Origin of the sequence: Paenimyroides viscosum (assembly GCF_003858535.1) — a bacterium.
GTDB lineage: Bacteria > Bacteroidota > Bacteroidia > Flavobacteriales > Flavobacteriaceae > Flavobacterium > Flavobacterium viscosum.
The window spans coordinates 1-21,467 of sequence record NZ_RQTJ01000020.1; the positions used below are offsets into that span (position 1 = coordinate 1).

Consider the following 21,467-nt stretch of genomic DNA (forward strand, 5'->3'; position numbering starts at 1 on the left):
CAAAAAGAAATGAACCTTTTGTAAAATTAATTACTTGATTACTTGTTTTTATCTTAGAATGCTCAGTACAGGTTGAAGGAGGAATCTTCTTAAAAAACTTTAGCTTTTAGTTTTTAATAAATTTCTGCGTGCTGCCCGCAATGCGTAATATGTATGAACCTTTTTGTAATGTACTAACGTTAATTTGTGCTTGTGCAGTATTGTTTAAAGATCCCTTTAAAACTTCGCGCCCCATTAAATCGTAAACAGAATAAGGTTTGTTTACTGCTTCCGGAAACGTTAAGTTTAACACATCGCTTGCAGGGTTTGGAAACATGGAAAACTCAATTTTTTCTTGATCTTTAACCGCTAAAGGGTTAACTGCAAAACGATAAACGGTGTTTGCGGCAGGTAATGCGTTTAGGTTTGTTGTAATTTGGGTTGCATCTGTATATTCGCCATACGTAGGGGTAGTTGTATTACCAGTTACTGCGCCCGCTTTATCACCATTTGTTGCTTCATACAAGAAAATAGACCAATAAGTTGCTTCACTGTTCAGCATAGCAATATTTGTTACATTATTTGGTCCGAATCTAAACTCAATACTCTTATCTGCCTCATAAAACCAGACTTGATAATTCAAGAATAAATTAGTTGTCCCAACAGTATCAAATTCTTCTTCTAAACCGGCATTTTTTAATTCTAATTTTAAAATTCTACTACCTGTTGTGCCTTCAACTTTATATGAAATTGGTGATTGCCCCGCACCTGTTCCAGTAGTATTGCGATCTTGTACATAAGCCGATAATGGAGCTACATACACATACTCTTCACCCGCAGGTAATGTTTTAACTAATACAAAATTATCATCTTCAAAACCAAACGATGGAAATGTTTCACCAAAAACATAAACTGGAAATGCAGAAGCAATAGGTCCAAAATCATCATACATCCATGCTGCATTACCATTCATATTGGTAGGTGTACCCAAATCTGCATAAGTAGCAGTGCTTTGTGTAAAGTTATAATAGTTTTGTGCACTTACTGTTATTGTGGTTAACAACAAGCCTGCTAATAAAGTAATTTTTTTCATTTTTTTAAATATTTTAATTAATTATTCGATATAAATATATATAATGTTTTTCCAATTAAAACACCTTATAAATATTTAACAAATTGTTATACAATATTGTATGTAAAGTAATTGTTTACACCAATTACAATGTCAAACGATCCTCTCTCGGTTAAAAAAACCTGTACACTATTTGACTAAAAGGTGTACAGGTTTTATAATAAAGATGTACATGTTTTGGTTAAAAGCAGTACATCTTTTTTAAAGGTTACTTTTTATACTTTTCGTAAGTAAGGGTTTTAACCATATCTTTTAAATCGGCACCAGGCTTAAACTGTATTTTTGCCGTTTTAATTAATTTGGCGTTAAAGCTTGTTCGGTATTTGCGCCCTCACTGCTAAGCGTTAAGCCAAATGCCCCAAAATCGCCAAAACGCACTATTTTACCATTGCTTAAATGGCGCGATAATACTTTTATTAAATCGTTTAAAACTGCCATAACATCGGTGTCGCTTACCGTGGTACTGCCTTGTGCAATTTCTTTACTTAAATCGCGAAAGGTTACTTCGCCATCGCTTTTTGCGGTTGCATACCATTTCTTTTCTGCGGCTGCATTTATTGGGTTATGCTTTGCCGTTACATTGTACTTTACTGCCATATCAACAAAATTTTCAAATTAACTTTTATAAATATAAAAAAATACTTAAAATATTTTGAAGGTGTATTATTTTATTTAGTTCTTTTGCTACAGAAAAAAATTGTAAAACTCCTGATTGGACGTTTTAAATCTTAACAATTATGAAAAAAACATTTCCTTTTTTACTACTTATTCTTATTACAGTTGGTTGCAAATGTGAAGAAACTTTGACGGTTTACACTTTAACAGATCAAGAAAAAACTATAGTACCTTATAGATTAAATGATGTTGTAAAATGGACAGACGATAACATTGGGTATAATGGGAATGTTATTAAAATTACCGATGATTATGCTGAGAGGAACAGAGATTGTGATATAACAAAATTTAACCAAAGAATTTCATATATCTCATTTGATGACTTTGAATACAGTATTTTATTAAATAAAAATAATTTATCATCTATAGATTTGGTTGTGCAAGAAATTGTTAATTCTAAAGTAACAAAATCTTTTGGTAAATCGGTAACATTAGATAGTTTTACCACCATAGAATTTAATGGAGAAACCTATAATAATTCTGTGCTGTTAAAAGAAAATGTGTTAGATGGAGAACCTTTTGGTCATTTGGTTTACAGCAAAACCAATGGCATTGAATTTATATTGTTTGAAGACGGTACTTGGTACAAACAGGTAGAGTAAAATTAAGAAAACAACTCTAACAGAGTTTCAAACTCTGTTAGAGTTTAATGTAAAAACGAAAACAAAAACGGCAATGTAACAATTGCCATTTTTTTATACTAATTTTAAAAAATTAACTTTTTGTACTAATGAAAAAAATAACACAACTAAGTTTGGTGGCTGTTTTGGCATTGGCATCTTGTAAAAAAGACAAGCCCGATACAGACAACCAAACACACGGTATCGCTTTACAGTATATGGATACTACCGTTAAACCGGGCGATGATTTTTACCGTTTTGTAAATGGCAAGTGGTTCGATAAAACCGAAATTCCTGCAGATAAATCAACTTGGGGTAGTTTTGACGAGCTTGCTAAAAACACCGATCTAGATGTTTTAAACATGCTGAAAGAAGCTGCTAATAACAAAGATTTACAATCGAGTTCTGATGAAGGTAAAGCGGTAAATCTTTATAAAACCTATTTAGATACGGTTTCGCGTGCCAATTTAGGTATTAAACCTATCGAAGCTGATTTAGCGAGAGTTGCAGCCATTAAAACAATTGATGATGTAAACGCATTGATTCAGGCTACTATTTTTGAAGGTGGAACAGGATTATTCGGTACGTATGTAAGTGCTGATGCATTGAATTCAAACAAAAATGTAGTATATGTTTACGGAACATCAACCGGATTAGGCGAACGCGATTATTATCTTTTGAAAGATGCCGAAACAACAGAAATTCGTAAGAAATATGAAAAACACGTTGCCAGAATGCTGAAAGCGGTAGGCAATAATGAAGCAGATGCTACGGCGAAAGCAGCAAAAGTTTTGTCTTTTGAAACAAAAATTTCTGAAGCAGAATTAACAAAAGTAGAAATGCGTGACGATCGTAAAACCTACAACCCAATGCCTGTTACCAAACTGCAAAGTATAGCATCAAACATTAATTGGACAGCTTATTTTGATAAAACAGGTTTAAAGAAAATAGATTCTGTAGTGGTTTCACAGCCAAAAGCATTGGCTAAAATGAACGAATTACTTAAAACTACTCCTATCGAAGATTTAAAAGCTTACCTAACATGGAACGTGATCAATGGTTCGGCTTCTATGTTGTCGCCAGAATTAGAAAGAGCAAACTGGGAGTTTTTCAGTAAAGTTTTATCGGGTGCACAAAAGCAAAAACCAATCGAAGAGCGCGGTGTGAACATTGTAAATAGTTCGTTAGGTGAAGCTTTAGGAAAATTATATGTAGATAAAAAATTCCCGCCTGAAGCGAAAGAAAAAGCACAGGAAATGATCGAAAATGTGGTTAAAGCATACGAAAATCGTATTAAAAACCTTCCGTGGATGGCTCCTGCAACGCGCCAGGGTGCATTAGATAAGTTGGCAAAATTGAATATTAAAATCGGATATCCAGACAAATGGGAAGATTATTCAAAATTAACCGTTAAAAGTCCGACTGAAAAGGGAACTTATTTCGATAATATGAAAGCCATTACACAATGGAACATTAAAAAGAATTTTGACGAATACGGAAAACCTGTTGATAAAACCAAATGGGGAATGCCGCCACAAATGGTAAATGCATATTACAACCCGGCTTATAACGAAATTGTTTTCCCGGCAGCGATTTTACAACCGCCTTTCTATGATTATAAAGCAGACGAAGCTGTGAATTATGGTGGAATTGGAGCTGTAATTGGTCACGAAATTTCGCATGGTTTTGATGATTCTGGTGCACGATACAATGCCGATGGTAATTTAGTTGACTGGTGGCAAGCAAGCGATTTAACGCAGTTTACCAAATTAGGAAAAAGCTTGGCAGCACAATACAGCGCATTACAACCTTTCAGCGGAATTTATGTTGATGGCGATTTTACTTTAGGAGAAAACATTGGAGATTTAGGTGGAATTACCGCTGCTTACGATGGTTTACAGATTTTCTTAAAGAATAATCCACAAGAAAAAATCGACGGATTTACTCCGGAACAGCGTTTCTTTATTTCGTGGGCAACTGTTTGGAGAACTAAATCTCGTGATGAATATGTGAAAAATCAGGTTAAAACTGATCCGCATGCACCGGGAATTTACCGTTCGTATGTTCCTTTACAAAATTTAGATGCTTGGTACGAAGCTTTTAATGTTACACCAGAAAACAAGTTGTACATTAAACCGGAAAACCGAGTTAAAATTTGGTAAAAGTCACTAAAATAGAAAATAAAAAACTCTATCAGAGTTTAGAACTTTGGTAGAGTTAAACATAGAGTTTTAAACAAAAAAAGCTGTTTCAATTTGAAACAGCTTTTTGCTTTATGATAGTATTTAATCTTCGTCAGTTCGAGCTTGTCGAAAGGCTTTACTGCGTTCCGCTACTCGAAGCGACGAAATGAATCTAAAAAATCTAATTAAAAACGGTAACCAATATTAATACCCGCATTTAACTCAACGCCCATAAATTCTTTGGCTACATCTTCATTAAAGTTTCTTCCAATATTTACAAAAGGTGCAACAGTAAAAGCATCGTTTTTAACTAATTTGTAACCCGCTCCTACTCCGATAATGAATGAATTCATATCGGTTGTAAATCTTTGGTAAACACCTTCGGCTACTTTTTTATCTTGCTCGTAATCACCAAAACGGTATTTTAAGAACGGCTGCGCGTAAAAGCCCGATGCATGCTCACCTTCTTTACCGCCAAAATAAAAACTGTAATTTACAGCAATAGCATTGGTGTTAAACTGCTTAAATTTTCCTTCTTTTTTGTTTTGCCCGTAATAAGAAAAACGATCGTTAATTAACAAATCTACTCCAACAGACTGGTCTTGATCAATAAAATGCTCATAACCAATTTCAACCGACTGGTTTACAATGGTGTTAAAAATGTTTAATTCTACTTCGTTTAATGCCTGTGCTTGTGCGTTTGCTGTGCCCACTAAAGCGCAAACTGCTAATACTAATCTTTTCATAATCATGATATTTTTGACAAATATAAAATTTTTGTAATTAATTTCTTCCTTTTTCGGCAGGATATAAATCGGGCAGTGAATCACTTTGCCAATATTCTTTGGTATCAACGTTTAAAATAGATAGTTTTCCGGTAAAAGCTGCACCTGTATCAACATTCCAAACATTAGCAAAATTCATGGGTGCCGATGCGCCAAAACGTATAACTGGCGTGTGCCCAACATAAATTTCTTTGTACAGTTTTAGTCTTTGAGGATATCGTACACTTTCCGGACTTAAATTACCGTCAACAGCCATCGCGGTTTCCCAAAGCGTTCTGTCCCACCAGAACATTCCTCGAAAGTATTCAAATGCCACGCCTTTTAAATGTGTAAAACCGGCATGTACAAACAATCGGTTTTTATCATCAATATAATATTCATTCAATTTTTGTAAAAAGACAATATGTTTTTCAATAACACCTAACGAAATATTTTGATATGCTTGAACAGTTGCTTCGCCACCATGAAAACGCCAAAGTTCGTTATCGTCTTCTTTTTTTAACCATTTCAACAACATTTCTTCGTGATTTCCTTGCATAAAAACACAGGAATAGGTTGCAGATAAATCAATCAAAAAATCTAAAACAGCAGGTGTTTCGCTCCATCCGTCAACATAATCGCCTAAAAAAATCAATTGATCATTGGTGGTAACGTTTGCTCGGTTTAAAACCTGTTGCAATGCTTTTAAGCCTCCGTGAATATCGCCAATTACAAATGTATTACTCATTTTGTGTTTCGTATTTTAGTTTTCTAAGAATGCGCATTACTTCTTTAAAAGAGGTGTTTAAAAAAGGGTGTTTGTAATTTTTAAAGACTTCTTTATGATTGATCAATACTTCTTTCGCTTTCTTGAAGCCGTGAAGATAACATAACATTAATGAATAACAAAGGTTTTGTAAATCGTTTTGTTCTGTTAAGCTTAAGCGTTTGTAATGCGACAGTTTGTTTAATATAAGCGTGTAATAGTTGTATAGGTGATACAAATGACGTTTGTCTATTTCGGGAGTTTCAAAAATAATCTCTGATGTAATTTGATACGTCATAGAATCGCTAAAGATAATTTTCTGTACGCTAAACGGAATGTATCTGTTGTTTTTTCGAAAGCCGATTTTCACGTATTCGGTAATTATAAATTCATCATCATTAAAAGTGATAGAAACCTCATCGAGTGCCGAATAAAATATTTTCACCTGTTCGTTGATTAGTTCGATATCAACCCTAGACAGATAAACATCTCCCTTTTTTACTTTTTCGATACCAGCCCAACATAGCGTAAAATATTCTTTAAAAACATGATATTTCGGTTTCATGTCGGGATGTTTGTTGGTCATAAAATCAAGTACGCTGTCAATAGTATTTTGTAAATTGGTAACCGATGCCTTTAAAATACTATCTACAATTTCACTGTTGTTTATTTTTACCGTTAGATATTGCGGATGCGATATACTGCCAATTCGTGAAAACGATGCACCTTCATCAATAGTATAAATTCGTTTTTTAAAGTAACATTTTCCTTTCTTCGGATAAATCGTCACCAAGCCAACCACCATTCCGTTTTCCAGATGCGGAAAAATAACGTTTTCGTACTGAATCTGTGGCGGATTTTCCAAATAAGCATTCAATAGGTTTTGAATATGACTGTCGTCGTAAAAATCAATACCCATTATGGTATTTTTCTCGTCTTCAATTCCCACCAAAATAAAAGACTGATTGTAAGGGTTTGAATTGGATAAAGAACAAACATGTTTTAAAAATTTGGCTTTTCCTTCTAAAGTATGTAAGTTTAGCTGCTGCTTTTTATCAAAGAAGCTGTTTTCTGTATGGTGAGCCAGTAAATTCTTTATTAAAAGGCGTTTGTTTATCACAATTAAAGTTTTATCTTAAAATTATAAAAAGAAAATGATAATACATACTTAAAACAAATATACAAATGTGTATTTTAACCATTTGTTAACAAGTTAAGCAAATAAATTTTAATCAATTTGTAAGGAAAATTAATACATAGAGAAAACAATATAATGGAAGCAACAACATCCACGACTGACATTCGTTCTATCAACGATAAAATAGAACGTGAAAGTGCATTTATTGATTTGCTTACTGCCGAAATGAACAAAGCAATTGTGGGGCAGAAACACATGATTGATCGCTTATTGATTGGCTTGTTAGGGCAAGGGCATATTTTACTGGAAGGTGTACCAGGTTTAGCTAAAACATTAGCTATTAATACACTTGCTAAAGCTGTAGACGGATCTTTTAGCCGCATACAGTTTACACCCGATTTATTACCTGCCGATGTGGTTGGTACCATGATTTATAACGTAAAGGTTAACGATTTTAGTATTAAAAAAGGACCTGTTTTTGCTAATTTTATTTTAGCCGATGAAATTAACCGTGCTCCTGCAAAAGTGCAGTCGGCGTTGTTAGAGGCTATGCAGGAAAAACAAGTTACCATTGGCGATACTACACATAAACTGCAAAAACCATTCTTGGTAATGGCTACGCAAAACCCGGTGGAACAAGAAGGAACTTATCCGTTACCGGAAGCGCAAATGGACCGTTTTATGCTTAAAACCGTGATCGATTATCCAAAGTTGGAAGAAGAACGATTGGTAATCCGTCAAAATTTGGCAGGAACCGTTCCAACCATTAATTCGGTGGTTTCTATTGAACAGATTCTTCGCGCACAACAAACTGTGAAAGAGGTTTATATGGATGAAAAAATCGAAAAATATATTTTAGATATCATCTTTGCAACGCGTTATCCGGAACAATTCAAGCTAGAAAGTTTAAAACCTTACATAAGCTACGGTGCATCTCCTCGTGGATCTATCAACTTGGCTACAGCAGCAAAATGTTATGCGTTTATTCGCCGTCGCGGTTACGTAATTCCAGAAGATGTACGTGCAGTTGTATTAGATGTGTTGCGTCACAGAATTGGTATTACTTACGAAGCCGAAGCCGATAACGTTACCAGCGTAGATATCATAAACAAGATTGTTAACGAAATTGAGGTGCCTTAATACTTAAGTCAAAAGTCAAAACGACCAAAGTCATAAAGGCACGGAAGTTCGACTTTAAGACATTTGACATTAAGACTAACAAGATGGAAACAAAAGATATTTTACAAAAGGTTCGAAAAATCGAAATAAAAACCCGTAGGTTAAGCGATCATATTTTTTCGGGCGAATACCATACCTCTTTCAAAGGAAAAGGAATGTCGTTTTCCGAAGTTCGCCAGTATCAGTACGGAGACGATATTCGTGCAATCGATTGGAATGTTACCGCGCGCTACAGCGAACCTTACGTAAAGGTTTTTGAAGAAGAACGCGAGTTGACGTTGATGTTGATGGTTGATGTAAGCGGATCGCAGGATTTTGGTTCTACCGACGATTTTAAACGTGATATTGTTACAGAAATTGCCGCAACACTGGCTTTTTCGGCAACAACGAACAACGATAAAATTGGTCTGATCTTATTTTCAGATCAAATTGAGTTGTTTATTCCGCCCAAAAAAGGAAAATCACATATTTTAAGAATCATTCGCGAACTGATCAATTTTCAGCCAAAAAGCAATCAAACCAATATTGGGCAGGCGTTTGAATATCTTTCTAAAGTAATGAAAAAGAAGGCAATTGTATTTGTACTGTCTGATTTCATGACGAAAGATTACGACCGTATTTTGCGCATTGCAGCCAAACGCCACGATGTTACCGGCATAAAAGTGTACGACAAACGTGAACAAGATTTAAACAATGTTGGCTACGTTTTAATGCAAGATGCCGAAACAAACGAGGCACAATATGTAAACGCAGGCGACGCCAATGTGCGTAAAGCCTACCGCGAACATTACCAGGAATTAGAAGATTATTTTACAACAACATTTACACGCAGCGGCGCCGGAGTTATTAAAACAGCTACCGATGACAGCTACGTTAAAAAACTATTGGCTTACTTTAAAGCACGATAATATGAACAAATTAGTAGTTGCGTTATTTTTAAGTTTATGTACTTTGGCAGGTTTTGCCCAGGTAACATCGGCGGTAGATTCAACTCAAATAAAAATAGGTTCGGCGTTTAACCTAACCATTAAGGCAACCGCTAACGAAGGCAGTAAAGTGGTTTTTCCTAATCAGCAGAATATTGGTCCGTTTGAAGTTTTGGAGCAATCTAAAACCGATACTATTTTAGACGGAAAACGCATGGAACTGATCAAAAAATATACGTTAACCCAGTTTGATTCTGGTGCGTATGTAGTTCCGCGTTTATCGGTTTATATCGACGGAAAAAATCATCAGACCAATTTGTTCAACATAAAAGTGAACAATGTTACGGTTGATACGCTAAAACAGCCAATGCACGATATTAAAGCACAGATTGGCAGCGAAACTGATACAGATAAATTATGGAAATATTTATTTGGTATTCTATTTTCTATCATTGCGGGTGTGGTGGCTTATTTTATAGTTAAACGCATTCAAAATAAAAATTTAACCGAAGAAGATCTATACAAAACGCCATTAGAAAAGGTAACTAAAAAGTTACAGTTGTTAGATTCTAAACGATTGGTTTTAAACGGCGATGTAAAATCGTATTATTCTGAAATGACCGATGTTATTAGGGATTATATCGAAGAAGTCTTTGAAATTCCTGCAAAGGAATCAACAACATCAGAGGTGATTCAGATGCTTTTTCAAACGATAAAAACAAAGAAAATACAATTAAGCAAAGAATCGATTAACGATTTAAAACGTGTTTTGCAAACTGCCGATTTGGTAAAATTTGCAAAATCGGAGCCAATGATGAACGAGATCGAACAAGATCGAAGAGCATCAGAAGTTATTTCGGTTTCAATTGATAAAGCCATTCCGCGTTTTTCAGAAGAACAGTCAGAACGTGTAAAACTGCGTGAACGTCGTTTCAAAAAACGTCAGCAAATGCGTTTGTGGATTCCAATTGGCGTAACAACATTATTGCTTTTTGTTACCAGCATTGTGTACATAGTTCAAGCGGTTCGTTCGGGTGTTGAATGGAGTATTTTTGCATCGAACAAAAGCTTATACGAACGCGAATGGGTAACGTCTGATTATGGTTTTCCGGCAGTTATCTTAAGCACGCCCGAAGCGTTAACGCGTGTTCAAATGCCACAATCTGACAAAGAAAAACAACAATCGCAAACCAGCGTTTTTGCATATTCAAACCTTAAAACTCAATTAATAATCGCAATTGGTACAACCGTAACGCAAACAAATGATTCTATTAGTTTAGATCAAATGTTGAAATATAAGCTTGATCTAACAGCAAAACAATACGGTGCAAAAGATGTTACCTATAATGCCGAAGAATTTACCCAAGACGGTGTTCGCGGAATTAGAGGTACCGGAACTTTGGTAGCGCAGAACTTTATATCGGGCGAAGCAATAAAAATGCAGTACGATATGTACGTTTTTGTGCAACAGAACGGTATTCAGGAAGTTAGTGTTTTGTTTAAGGAAGGTGATGAATACGGAGCAAAAATAGATCAACGAATTATTGAATCCATTCAATTAAATGTAGCAAATACAAATGAGTAATATAACCTTTTTAAATCCGCAGTTTTTTTGGTTGCTATTACTTTTACTGCCTTTGGGCTGGTATTGGTACGTTAACAGAAAAAACGAAAAAGTTCCTGTAAAAATAAGCAGCATACAAGGTTTTAAAAACAGTAAAACCTTATTAACAAAAATGTATCCGTTGCTTTTTGTATTACGTGCTGTAGCATTTGCTGCATTAATTGTAGCTTTGGCGCGACCACAAACGGTAGATAAAAGCACAAAGTCTAAAATTACAAACGGTGTTGATATCGTTTTGGCTACCGATGTTTCTGGTTCGATGTTATCACGCGATTTAAAACCAAACCGTTTGGAAGCCTTAAAAAGTGTAGCTGCCGATTTTATTAAACAACGTACCGATGACCGTTTGGGAATTGTTGTTTATGCTGCCGAAGCCTATACAAAAGCACCTGTAACAAGTGATAAAAATATGTTGTTGAATCAGTTGGCAGATATTAAGTACGACAGAATTATTCAAGATGGAACAGGGATCGGCGTTGGTTTGGCAACAGCGGTTAATCGTTTAAAAGACAGCAAAGCGAAAAGCAAGGTGGTTATTTTAATGACCGATGGTGTGAACAATTCCGGGTTGATCGATCCGCAAATGGCTGCCGATATTGCCAAAGAGTTTAAAATTAAGGTTTACACAATTGGTATTGGTACCAACGGAATGGCAGAAACTCCTGTATCTATCAAAGCAAACGGCGATTTGGAATACAAACGCATGAAGGTGGAGATTGATGAAAATTTAATGAAAAGCATCGCACAAAAAACAGGCGGTAAATATTTCCGTGCAACAGATACCAAACGATTAGAAAATATTTATGAAGAGATAAATCAATTGGAAAAAACAAAAATCGACGAGCAGAAGTTTGTGCAACGTACCGAATTATTTCGCCCGTTAGTGCTTTTAGCATTGGTTTTATTACTGGTTGAATTTATTTCGAGAAAAACATTATTTAAAGGATTCGTGTAAAATGTGGGGATTAGATACACCTTTTTATTTCTATTTACTACTGTTAATTCCAATATTAATAGCAGTTTACCTATGGAATACCGTTTGGAAAAAAAAGAAAATTGCCGAATTTGGTTCAGGTAACTATTTAAAGCGTCTGGCTCCCGAAGCATCAACCACAAGCAAACCGCTTATAAAAATGGTATTGCTAGCTGTAACAGTTTTCGCTTTAATCATTGCATTGGTTAATCCAAAATTCGGAACAAGAATAGAAACCGTAAAACGCCAAGGTGTTGATATTGTATTTGCAATTGATGTTTCTAAAAGTATGTTGGCAGAAGACATTGCGCCATCACGTTTGGGAAAATCAAAACAATTGGCGTCGCAAATTATCAATAATCTGGCATCCGATCGTATCGGAATTGTAGGTTATGCAGGATCGGCCTTTCCAATGTTACCAATTACTACCGATTACAGCATGGCAAAAATGTATATTCAGGATATGCATACCGATATGGTTTCAAGTATGGGAACGGCTTTGCGTGAAGCTATTGAAGTTGGAAGTAATTATTTTGATGATCCAAAAACCAGCAAAGTAATGATCTTGATTTCTGATGGCGAAGATCACGGCGAAGGAATCAGCGATGCTATTGCAATGGCGAAAGATAAAGGCATTAAGATTATTACTGTGGGAGTTGGAACTCCGGATGGCGGACAGATTCCTATTAAGCAAAACGGCAGAACAATCGATTATAAAAAAGATACCGATGGATCTATCGTGGTTACCAAATTAAACGATGCTACTTTAAAGGAAATTGCCAAAAGTACCGGTGGTGTTTTTATTTACGGAAGTAAGACGGATGAGGTGTTGCAGTTGGTAGATCAAACCTTACAAAAGATAGAAAAAACCGATTTTGAATCACAACAAATTGCCGATTTTCAGTCGCAGTTTCAATGGTTCATCGGTTTGGCTTTATTGCTGTTGATTATTGACAGTTTGGTGTTAGAAAGACGTACAGCTTGGATGAAGAAAATTAATTTATTTAACGAGAAATAACATGAAACACTTTTGGTATATCATATTAGTACAACTAGTTATGCTGAATGCTGTTGGGGCACAATCATATAAATCGGAATTAGCGAACGGCAACCAGAGTTTTAGTGTAAAAAATTACACCAAAGCAGAGCAAACCTATCGCAAAGCATCGGCAAAAGAAAAACAAAATACTGCCGCACAATACAACAAGGCAAATAGTATCTACAAGATGCAGTCTATGAACGAGGCTGTTTCGTCGTATCAAACTGCATTAAAATCGGCAAAGAGCAAAGAAGAAAAACATCAGATTTTTCATAACATGGGCAATGCCTTTATGAAATTGAAAGATTACGGAAGTGCTGTTGAAGCTTATAAAAATGCTTTGAGAAACAATCCGAACGATGATAAAACACGCTACAATTATGCGTTAGCAAAGAAAATGCAGAAAGAAAATCCTGATCAGAATAAAGATAATAAAGACAACAAGCAAAATCAGGATCAAAACAAAGACAAAAAAGATCAGGACAAGAAAGACGATCAAAACAAGGATCAGAAAGACAAGAACGATCAAAATAAAGATAAAAAAGACGATAAAGGCGATCAGGATAAAAAAGATCAACAAGATAAAGACGGAAAAGATGACAAAGGCGATAAAGACAAAGAACAGCCTAAACCAAATCCGCAGCAACAAAAGCAAAACCAGTCTAAACAACAAATGGAAAACATGTTAAAAGCGTTAGACAATCATGAACAAGGCGTTCGCGAACGTATTCAGGGTCGTGAGCAAAAAGGCAAACCGGTATCGTCACCCACACAAAAAGATTGGTAAAAACTATGTACGCAAAACATTTCATATATACGTTTTTAGCTTTATTTACAAGCATAGCTACTTGGGCACAGTTTCAAATTAAAACCCAAGTTAGCAGTCAGTCTATTGGAATTAATCAAGTAGTAGAAGTACGTTTCACCATGACCGATGACGGCGACGATTTTAAACGACCATCGTTTGATGGATTTGAAGTTGTTGGCGGACCTATGCAGTCTGTTAGCCACAGTTGGGTAAATGGAAAAACCAGTATGGAAAAAAGCTTTTCGTTCTTTATTCAACCTAAAAAGAAGGGAAATTTAGTGATTGGATCGGCTTCTGTTGTGTTTGAAGGCAAAGTGTATAAATCACAACCTGTTACTGTAAAAGTGGGTGATGCTGTGCAAGAACAACCAAGACCACAACAACGTCGTCGCGATCCGTTTGCTATTTTTGATGAAATGGAAGAAGAGTTGTTACGCCGTCAACGTCAGCAACAACAGCTTCCAAAAAACATGGGACAAGGCATTCATTTGGTTGCAAAAGTATCAAAAAGCAGTGCCTTTGTTAACGAACCCATTACTGTTGAATACGGTTTATACGTAAGCGATCAGGCAGGATTTAACACCATGGCTGTGAAAAACATGCCAAAGTATCAGAATTTCTGGAACCACATGATCGAACAAAAACAGCAAGGCGTAACGCGTGCCGAATTAAACGGTAAAAGTTACCGCTACCTTGCCTTGCATAAAGCTGTTTTATTACCACAAAAAGACGGAACTTTAAAAATTGATCCGCTAGAAATTGAGTTAGACGAACAGTATTATACAGGTCGTTCGGATGTTTTTGGCACGCCCGAAATTGGCATTCGCAAAAAAGTATATTCATCGGGAACAAAAACCATTCAAGTAAAACCATTGCCGTTAGACAGTCAACCAGCAGGTTATACCGGTGCTGTTGGTTCGTATCAGTTTAGTGTTCAAGCAAACAAAACATCGGTAAAGGCAAACGAACCTTTAGAGTTAACCCTAACCGTTCAAGGAAAAGGAAATTTAGATTTGTTGACCTTGCCAAAACCGGTTGCGCCAACGGCGTTGGAATTGTACGATCCTGAAAAAATCAACCGTGTAAACAAAAGTATATCGGCAGGAATGGAAGGTTCAAAAGCCGAAAAATATGTAATTGTGCCGCAATACAAAGGTACTTACACTATTGAACCGATTACTTTTTCGTATTTCGATACGGCTTCAAAAACCTATAAAACCATAACATCGCAACCTATCACCATTGAAGTAACCGATGGTCCCGAACTGCCTACAAACGCTTCTATGAACAACAAAGCCGAAGTGGTAAGTAGCAAAACAGAAATACAACCTTTAAACAAAAACATTGAATGGTTTAACGGCAATTTCATCACGCACAACAATTCGTTTTACGTTTGGTGGTTAGCGCCTTTATTGCTGTTGCCAATGGTGTTTGTGGCTAAAAATGTATCCGACAAAAAAACGGGCGATGTGAGCGGGAATAAACTAAAAGCAAGCAATAAACTGGCTAAAAAATACCTTTCGGCTGCTAAAACCCAAATGGGAAACAAAGAAGCTTTTTACGAGGCTTTGGAACGATGCCTGCACAACTATTTAAAGGCGAAATTGAAAATTGAAACCACCGAAATGAGTAACGATACCATTACCGAATTGTTACAAAACAATCAGATTAGCGATCAGGATATTTCGACCTTTATATCGATAAAAACAACCTGTGAAATGGCTCGATACGCTCAAATGGATATTCAAACCATGCAGAAAGATTACGATCTGGCGGTACAGTTGATTAATTCAATCGATAAACAAATAAAAAAGTAATATGAAACAGTTATTGATACTTTTTTTAAGTTTTTGCTTTTCGTTGGGTTTACAAGCTCAGGAAAATAACGATGCGCTTTTTACTAAAGGAATAAACGCTTTTAACCAGAAAAATTATGCTGCATCTGCACAGGTTTTTGAAAAATTGGTTAAGACAGATTCTTTAAATGCTGCGCTGCATTACAATTTAGGTACAGCCTATTTGCGTTTACAGAGTACGGGGTTAAGCATTTATCATTTGGAAAAATCGTTGAAACTGCAACCAGATTACGAACCTGCACGTATTAACCTGAATTTTGCCGAAAAGCTTAAAACCAAAGTTACAAAAGGCAATTTACCCATTCCACAACAGCAAATGTTGTACAGTGTTTTTAATTTTTTAAAACCAAATACGTGGGCTTATCTGGCAATTGCAAGTATGTTTTTAACGGTTATTGCACTTGTAATTTATCGTTTAAACAATAATGCAACGGCTAAAAAAGCACTTTTTACCTTAAGTATTTTTACGTTGGCAATTAGTATCGGAAGTTATTTTATATCGAAAAATCAATCTGATTATTTGTTGATGAACAATTACGTTATTGTAAAAGATAAAGATGTTTTGTTAATGAATGAACCAAGATCTGTTGCCAAGATAACAGCCACGTTAAACGAAGGCGAAAAAGGATTTATACAGGAAGAAACCAATCAATGGATTAAAATTCAGCTGCAAAACGACACCATTGGCTGGGTTGATAAAAGCAACGTATTAATGTATTAGAACACTAAATATCAATTAATTACTTTTTTATATCTTTGTAAATAATGATTTGCCAAATGAAAACAAAAACAGAGAATAAAACCGTTGAAAAAACAAACAAAAAAAGAATTTCTAAAACATGGCTTACGGCATTAAAATATGCCGGTACAGGTAAGATTTTGGATATGAGAGCCGTCTTGAAATAAGTATGAGTCGCTATTTATTAGATACAAATATTTTAGTTTTTTTAGTTTCGGGACAGTTAGATAATATATCTGAAGAAACCAGAGATATTTTGGACGATTACAACAATCAACTCTATACAAGTTCTATATCTGTAACAGAGTTAGTACAGTTGTATCGTATTAAAAAAATACAGCAAAGTAAAATGTTTAAAACTTCATCTGAAATGGTTTCTGTGATAGAAAAAGATTTTTTTATAAAAATTCTACCCTTTTCAAAAGAGCATATAAAAAAACTAACTACAATAAAAATTTCAGAAGGTCACAACGATCCTTTTGACCATGCAATCATTGCACATTCTATTACCGAAAAACTAACACTTATTTCTTCAGACCGTCGTTTCAAAGAATATATTCCACAGAAACTAAAATTTGCTTTTAACAAACGATAGTCTTTGTTCTTCCATTTAGACTGAAATCTATTCGTTTTTTGTAACTTTATCAAAAGATTGATTTATCATGATTTCAGATTCTCCAAATACTATATTAGAAACTCTTGAATGTTCCTTTTTAAAATGGCGCGATTTTTCGTTGAATGACCGTATTTTAGTGTTAAAAGACATTAGAGAAAAGTTGCTTAAAAACAAACACGATTACGCACATGCCATCACAACCGATATGAACAAGCCTATAAAACTAGCGCTTGCCGAGGTGGAGAAATGTGCTTATTTGTGCGATTATTACATAGAAAATGCAGCAAAGTTTCTGGAAAACCAAGAAATAAAAACCGGTTTTAGTAAAAGCTATATTACGTTTCGTCCGTTGGGAGTTTTATTGGGTGTTATGCCTTGGAATTTTCCGTTTTGGCAGGTGTTTAGGTTTGTTGTTCCTAGTTTACTTACCGGAAACGTATTTGTGGTGAAACATGCAAGCAATGTGCCGTTAAGTGCCAAAGCATTAGAAAATGTTTTTAATGTAGATACCATTAATTTCCCGATTTATAAAGATCTTTTTATAAAAAGCAGTGAAGTTGCTAACGTCATTTCCAATCCAATTATTAAAGCCGTTTCACTAACAGGTAGCGAACATGCAGGAAAATCGGTTGCAGAAACGGCGGGGAAACACCTTAAAAAGTGTGTGTTGGAATTAGGCGGAAGCAATGCTTTTATTGTTTTAAACGATGCCGATTTAAACTATGCTGCCGAAAAAGCTGTTAGCGCACGCATGCAAAATGCCGGACAAAGTTGTATTGCCTCTAAACGATTTTTAATTCACGAAGATGTTTACAGTCAGTTTGTTGATTTGTTCAAACAGAAATTAAGCAGTTTGATTTTTGGCGATAAATACGATGAAACGGTAACTTTTGGAGCAATGGCTCGAGAAGATTTAGCGATTGAATTAGAAAATCAATTGGAAAGAAGTGTAGCAAAAGGCGCAACAATAATTGCAGGAGGTAAACGTAACGGAGCTTTTTTTGAACCAACAATCGTTACAAATGTTTCTGTTGATATGCCTGTTTTTGCCGAAGAAACTTTTGGTCCGGTTGCAGCCATTATGCCTTTTAAAACCATTGACGAAGCTATTGAATTAAGCAACAAATCGAACTATGGATTGGGTGCAAGTATTTTTACTGATAACCCACAGCAGTTAGATAATTACCTGCATTTGTTTGATGAAGGCGCTTTATTCATTAACGAAATGGTAGTGTCAGATCCGCATTTACCGTTTGGAGGTATTAAAAATTCCGGCTACGGGCGCGAATTATCACACTTTGCTTTGTACGAATTTGCGAACATTCAAACGGTTGTTGTGAAGTAAAATTTATTAAAAAAGTTCCGATAAAATCTCTATTGATTTGACTTGTTTAAATCCTACAATATGGGTTTGATAATAAAGTATCAATAATTTTAAAAGCGATCTGCGTTGCGTGTTTGTCAGTACCACTTTTTTATCGTTTACAGAAAGATCGAACAATTTACGGAATAAAGCCGTTTCGTCTTCATTAAAACAATTGGGTGTATAATGCATGGTAAAACTGCCATCGTTCGGATTGAAATAAATTGAATCTTTATCGGAATCGTCAGGATAAAAACCTAAATATTTTGTAAGATTAATTAAAATCCACAAATGAAAATCGGGCGAAAAAGAATGCTCATCAAACCAAACCAAAGCGGTTTTTAAAAATAGAAATAAGTCATTATTTGGCTGCTCTTCTTTTATGCTGTGACTTAAAACTTCGGCAATAAAAATGCTGACACTGTTTTTGTAAAATTCCAACGAAATGGTCTGATAAGGATATGCCAGCTTCAATTCAGAAATATACTCTAAAGCGCCTTTGTTTTTGTGAACAGCATCAATATACAACTGATTCAACGGTTGAAAATATGCACTGTTTAATCCTTTATTTTTTGCCGAAAACGCATTGCGTACAAAATAGGTTTTTAAGCCAAAATGTTGGGTAAAACATTTCACAATCAGACTTTTTTCCTGATAACGCAAGGCACTTAAAACAATGGCTTCGGTTTTAATATGCATTACCGAATAATCATCACTTTTTTAACTGCGTCTAATTCGCCATCTTGCGAAGTAATAAAAATCATGTACACGCCAGAAGGCACTTTAGATCCTGAAAAAGAAAGCGTGTTCCAAGTTACGGTTCCGCCTAATGATTTTGTTTCGTGTACTAAATTTCCGGCAATATCGGTAATTTTCACAGTAGCATCGCTTACCAATCCACTTATTTTAACATCGCCCGAAAAACCAGGTTTCACTGGGTTTGGATACACTTTAATATTGTCTAAATCTGTCAATGGAGTAGTTGCAAAGTTTTTAAAAGATACCATACCTTGGCGTGTTACAAAATATACTTCGCCAGTAGAACCGTTTATAGTAACCGCCGTAACATCGTTACTAGGTAATGGCGAGTTGGCTGTGGTAAAATTGTAAAGCGTTTCGTATTTATCTGAAATTAAGAAAACACCCGATTCTGCAACCGATACCCATTTATTGTTAGATCCATCAACAGTTATATTTAAAATATCTTGTTCAAAAAATAGTTCTTGTGCTTTACCTTCTTCTTCAATAATAATATTTGTTGTTGTTAATTGAGGTGTAGTTAAAAACTGATCAATGTTTCTTACCACTCTTAACCCCCTTGCTGTACCAATCCATAATTCGTTTTTATAGTCTAAAGCAATAGATCGAACCGAAATATTTGGCAATGCGCCGGTACCAGCTCCGGTATCAATCTTCATTGCTTTATTACTTTTTGTTTCGTTAAAAGCATATAAACCACTTAAGCGGCTAGCAAACCATTTTGTGTTGTTTTTATCTATTATTGGACTAAAATACGCATCACTTCCTGGGTTGTTGCTCACAAAAATATCTGATGTATATTTATTAAATTGATTGTTTTTATCAATAGTAATCAAAGTAGGATTCATTCCTGCCGTGTTGGTCATCCAACCTGTTCCGTTTCTATCAAAAGTTACACCGTAAATACGTAAATCGGTTGGGATAATAGGTATAAAAACATCGGTATTTGTATCGTCATAAACCGTTATTTGCTTTTCGTTTATATTAAAAACCCCTAACCCATCGTTAAAAGTACTTAGGTATGCAAAATTTGGTTTTTGTGGGTTAAAACTGATATTGACTGTTGATTGCAAGCCGTTTAATTGTTCGTTAGAAATATGTTCCCACGACAGCATGTTTTTGTAAGTGCTGATGCCGTATTTGGTTAAACCGTTAGGTTCGTATGGGTTCATATCAATACCGTAACCCCCAAAAGTTAACCAAAGATCTTTATTATTAACTACAGCAGAAGAAATATTGTTGCTTAACGGACCACTTGGTGAAACAACTTCGATATTTTCTTTATTTTCTAACGGTACTTTTAGTCCACCGTTTTTATTAGCTGCTAGATAATAATTTCCGTTTGAAAAAGTAGCATCACTTATTCCTCCTTTTTCATCAAATGAATATATAAATTCGTTGTAAACAGATAAATCTGTAGAACGTAAACGAGCTGCTTCTTTTGTAATTTCAATTAAAATATCGCCAGAAACACTAAACTTTAAAAATCCGCCCCAAACATCACCTACTTCGTCAATTTGGTTTGAAGCAGAAATAGTGTTTAAGAACAAATCATCTTTAACTCCGATTAATTTATTTGAAAAGGTTGTCAATTCTATCCAATTATCAAAATCAATTACCTGCCAATTGTTATAATCTATTAAATTGGTGTTCATTGATGCTTTTTTAAGACCTTCATTTTCTACCGCTGCATAAATATGATTATTAAAAACCGCGATACTTTTTACATTGATCATTTCTCCGCCAACAGCAACATAATAGGTATCACCAAAATGATTGTCGTTCAACCGAACCGCCGTTATACCATAGCCTGTAGCCAAATAAGCATAACCAGCATGTATAATGATTTTATTTATTTTCTTTTGATTATCTGGAATGTTGGTTTTTAAAAAAATGTCGTTTAAATGATAAATCTTATCTGCAGCCAAATCAATAATGGCTATTTTTCCGTTGGCACTTCCTACAACCAGTTTTTTATAATCTTTGGCATAAGCCAATGTGCTAATTTCATTAATTTTTAAGCCGCTTACGGTATTAAAAATCTCGGTTTCTTTACTATACTCGTTATAAGCAAAAACACTGTTATCTGTTGCAACGTATATGTTTTGATCGTCTTTTTCAATAGCTTTAGTTTCTTGGTAAGAATAATAACCTTTCCACAATTGATTTGTTTGTGCTACCGATACAAACGATACTAAAAAGAAAAATATTTGATAATAAAATTTCATACAGACTTGATTTCAAAGATTGAAACGTTTTTTTTATAAAAATAGTATAAATTGGGATATGTAATGCTTCTTATTCCTTAAAATTTGATAAGCATTATGT

20 protein-coding genes are annotated in these 21,467 nt (G+C 35.0%); 13 read left to right on the forward strand and 7 right to left on the reverse strand.

What is annotated here, in order from left to right; genetic code table 11:
• Positions 1-106 precede the first annotated feature (106 nt).
• Both EG242_RS09750 and EG242_RS09755 read right to left on the reverse strand, forming a co-directional pair.
• Positions 107-1,072 (reverse strand): T9SS type A sorting domain-containing protein, encoded by a 966-nt coding sequence (locus EG242_RS09750; protein WP_124899692.1) that lies wholly within the window; start codon positions 1,070-1,072, stop codon positions 107-109.
• 333 nt (positions 1,073-1,405) lie between these two features.
• Positions 1,406-1,708 carry an HU family DNA-binding protein gene (locus EG242_RS09755; RefSeq protein ID WP_235831895.1) on the reverse strand — a complete coding sequence of 101 codons (303 nt, stop codon included), beginning with the start codon at positions 1,706-1,708 and terminating at the stop codon, positions 1,406-1,408.
• A 140-nt stretch (positions 1,709-1,848) separates the two neighbouring features.
• On the opposite strand from EG242_RS09755, the gene EG242_RS09760 reads away from it, so the two are divergent.
• Both EG242_RS09760 and EG242_RS09765 read left to right on the forward strand, forming a co-directional pair.
• Positions 1,849-2,388 (forward strand): hypothetical protein, encoded by a 540-nt coding sequence (locus EG242_RS09760; protein ID WP_124899693.1) that lies wholly within the window; start codon positions 1,849-1,851, stop codon positions 2,386-2,388.
• A gap of 128 nt (positions 2,389-2,516) precedes the next feature.
• Positions 2,517-4,568, forward strand: coding sequence for a M13 family metallopeptidase (locus tag EG242_RS09765; RefSeq protein WP_124899694.1), 2,052 nt, complete (start codon positions 2,517-2,519; stop codon positions 4,566-4,568).
• Between the two features lie 206 nt (positions 4,569-4,774).
• Here the strand turns inward: EG242_RS09765 and EG242_RS09770 are convergent, their stop codons facing one another.
• The 3 genes from EG242_RS09770 to EG242_RS09780 are packed head-to-tail and all read right to left on the reverse strand — an operon-like array spanning position 4,775 to position 7,239.
• Positions 4,775-5,335 (reverse strand): DUF3575 domain-containing protein, encoded by a 561-nt coding sequence (locus EG242_RS09770; RefSeq protein ID WP_124899695.1) that lies wholly within the window; start codon positions 5,333-5,335, stop codon positions 4,775-4,777.
• A 37-nt stretch (positions 5,336-5,372) separates the two neighbouring features.
• Positions 5,373-6,101, reverse strand: a complete 729-nt coding sequence (locus EG242_RS09775; protein WP_124899696.1) for a metallophosphoesterase family protein — start codon at positions 6,099-6,101, stop codon at positions 5,373-5,375.
• On the reverse strand, positions 6,094-7,239 hold the full coding sequence (locus EG242_RS09780) for a DUF5929 domain-containing protein (RefSeq protein WP_124899697.1): 1,146 nt from the start codon (positions 7,237-7,239) through the stop codon (positions 6,094-6,096). The genes EG242_RS09775 and EG242_RS09780 overlap by 8 nt, the downstream gene beginning before the upstream one ends.
• Positions 7,240-7,392: 153 nt before the next feature.
• Here EG242_RS09780 and EG242_RS09785 point away from each other — a divergent pair, with 153 nt between their 5' ends.
• The 11 genes from EG242_RS09785 to EG242_RS09830 all read left to right on the forward strand — a co-directional run bounded on the left by EG242_RS09785 (position 7,393) and on the right by EG242_RS09830 (position 18,362).
• The gene (locus EG242_RS09785) at positions 7,393-8,397 is read left to right on the forward strand and encodes an AAA family ATPase (RefSeq protein WP_124899698.1); all 1,005 of its coding nucleotides are present in this window, start codon (positions 7,393-7,395) and stop codon (positions 8,395-8,397) included.
• Positions 8,398-8,480: 83 nt separating this feature from the next.
• Complete coding sequence (locus tag EG242_RS09790; RefSeq protein ID WP_124899699.1) at positions 8,481-9,344, forward strand: DUF58 domain-containing protein; 864 nt, start codon at positions 8,481-8,483, stop codon at positions 9,342-9,344.
• Positions 9,298-10,947: a BatD family protein gene (locus tag EG242_RS09795; RefSeq protein ID WP_124899700.1), complete on the forward strand. Its 1,650-nt coding sequence runs from the start codon at positions 9,298-9,300 to the stop codon at positions 10,945-10,947. Before EG242_RS09790 ends, EG242_RS09795 begins: the two co-directional genes overlap by 47 nt.
• On the forward strand, positions 10,940-11,941 hold the full coding sequence (locus EG242_RS09800; RefSeq protein WP_124899701.1) for a vWA domain-containing protein: 1,002 nt from the start codon (positions 10,940-10,942) through the stop codon (positions 11,939-11,941). Before EG242_RS09795 ends, EG242_RS09800 begins: the two co-directional genes overlap by 8 nt.
• A gap of 1 nt (position 11,942) precedes the next feature.
• Positions 11,943-12,977, forward strand: coding sequence for a VWA domain-containing protein (locus EG242_RS09805; protein WP_124899702.1), 1,035 nt, complete (start codon positions 11,943-11,945; stop codon positions 12,975-12,977).
• A 1-nt stretch (position 12,978) separates the two neighbouring features.
• The gene (locus tag EG242_RS09810; RefSeq protein ID WP_124899703.1) at positions 12,979-13,785 is read left to right on the forward strand and encodes a tetratricopeptide repeat protein; all 807 of its coding nucleotides are present in this window, start codon (positions 12,979-12,981) and stop codon (positions 13,783-13,785) included.
• Positions 13,786-13,790: 5 nt separating this feature from the next.
• Positions 13,791-15,623: a BatD family protein gene (locus EG242_RS09815; protein ID WP_124899704.1), complete on the forward strand. Its 1,833-nt coding sequence runs from the start codon at positions 13,791-13,793 to the stop codon at positions 15,621-15,623.
• A gap of 1 nt (position 15,624) precedes the next feature.
• Positions 15,625-16,383, forward strand: coding sequence for an SH3 domain-containing protein (locus EG242_RS09820; protein ID WP_124899705.1), 759 nt, complete (start codon positions 15,625-15,627; stop codon positions 16,381-16,383).
• A 56-nt stretch (positions 16,384-16,439) separates the two neighbouring features.
• Complete coding sequence (locus EG242_RS15155) at positions 16,440-16,568, forward strand: hypothetical protein (protein ID WP_262673838.1); 129 nt, start codon at positions 16,440-16,442, stop codon at positions 16,566-16,568.
• 2 nt (positions 16,569-16,570) lie between these two features.
• Complete coding sequence (locus EG242_RS09825; RefSeq protein ID WP_124899706.1) at positions 16,571-16,996, forward strand: type II toxin-antitoxin system VapC family toxin; 426 nt, start codon at positions 16,571-16,573, stop codon at positions 16,994-16,996.
• A gap of 67 nt (positions 16,997-17,063) precedes the next feature.
• Positions 17,064-18,362, forward strand: a complete 1,299-nt coding sequence (locus EG242_RS09830; RefSeq protein WP_124899707.1) for an NAD-dependent succinate-semialdehyde dehydrogenase — start codon at positions 17,064-17,066, stop codon at positions 18,360-18,362.
• Between the two features lie 6 nt (positions 18,363-18,368).
• On the opposite strand, the gene recO is transcribed toward EG242_RS09830, so the two are convergent.
• Together recO and porZ are read right to left on the reverse strand one after the other, a co-directional pair.
• Positions 18,369-19,079 (reverse strand): DNA repair protein RecO, encoded by a 711-nt coding sequence (gene recO, locus EG242_RS09835; RefSeq protein ID WP_124899708.1) that lies wholly within the window; start codon positions 19,077-19,079, stop codon positions 18,369-18,371.
• A complete protein-coding gene (gene porZ / locus EG242_RS09840; protein WP_124899709.1) occupies positions 19,079-21,367 on the reverse strand; it encodes a type IX secretion system anionic LPS delivery protein PorZ in 2,289 nt (762 codons plus the stop codon). The genes recO and porZ overlap by 1 nt, the downstream gene beginning before the upstream one ends.
• Positions 21,368-21,467: the final 100 nt, after the last annotated feature.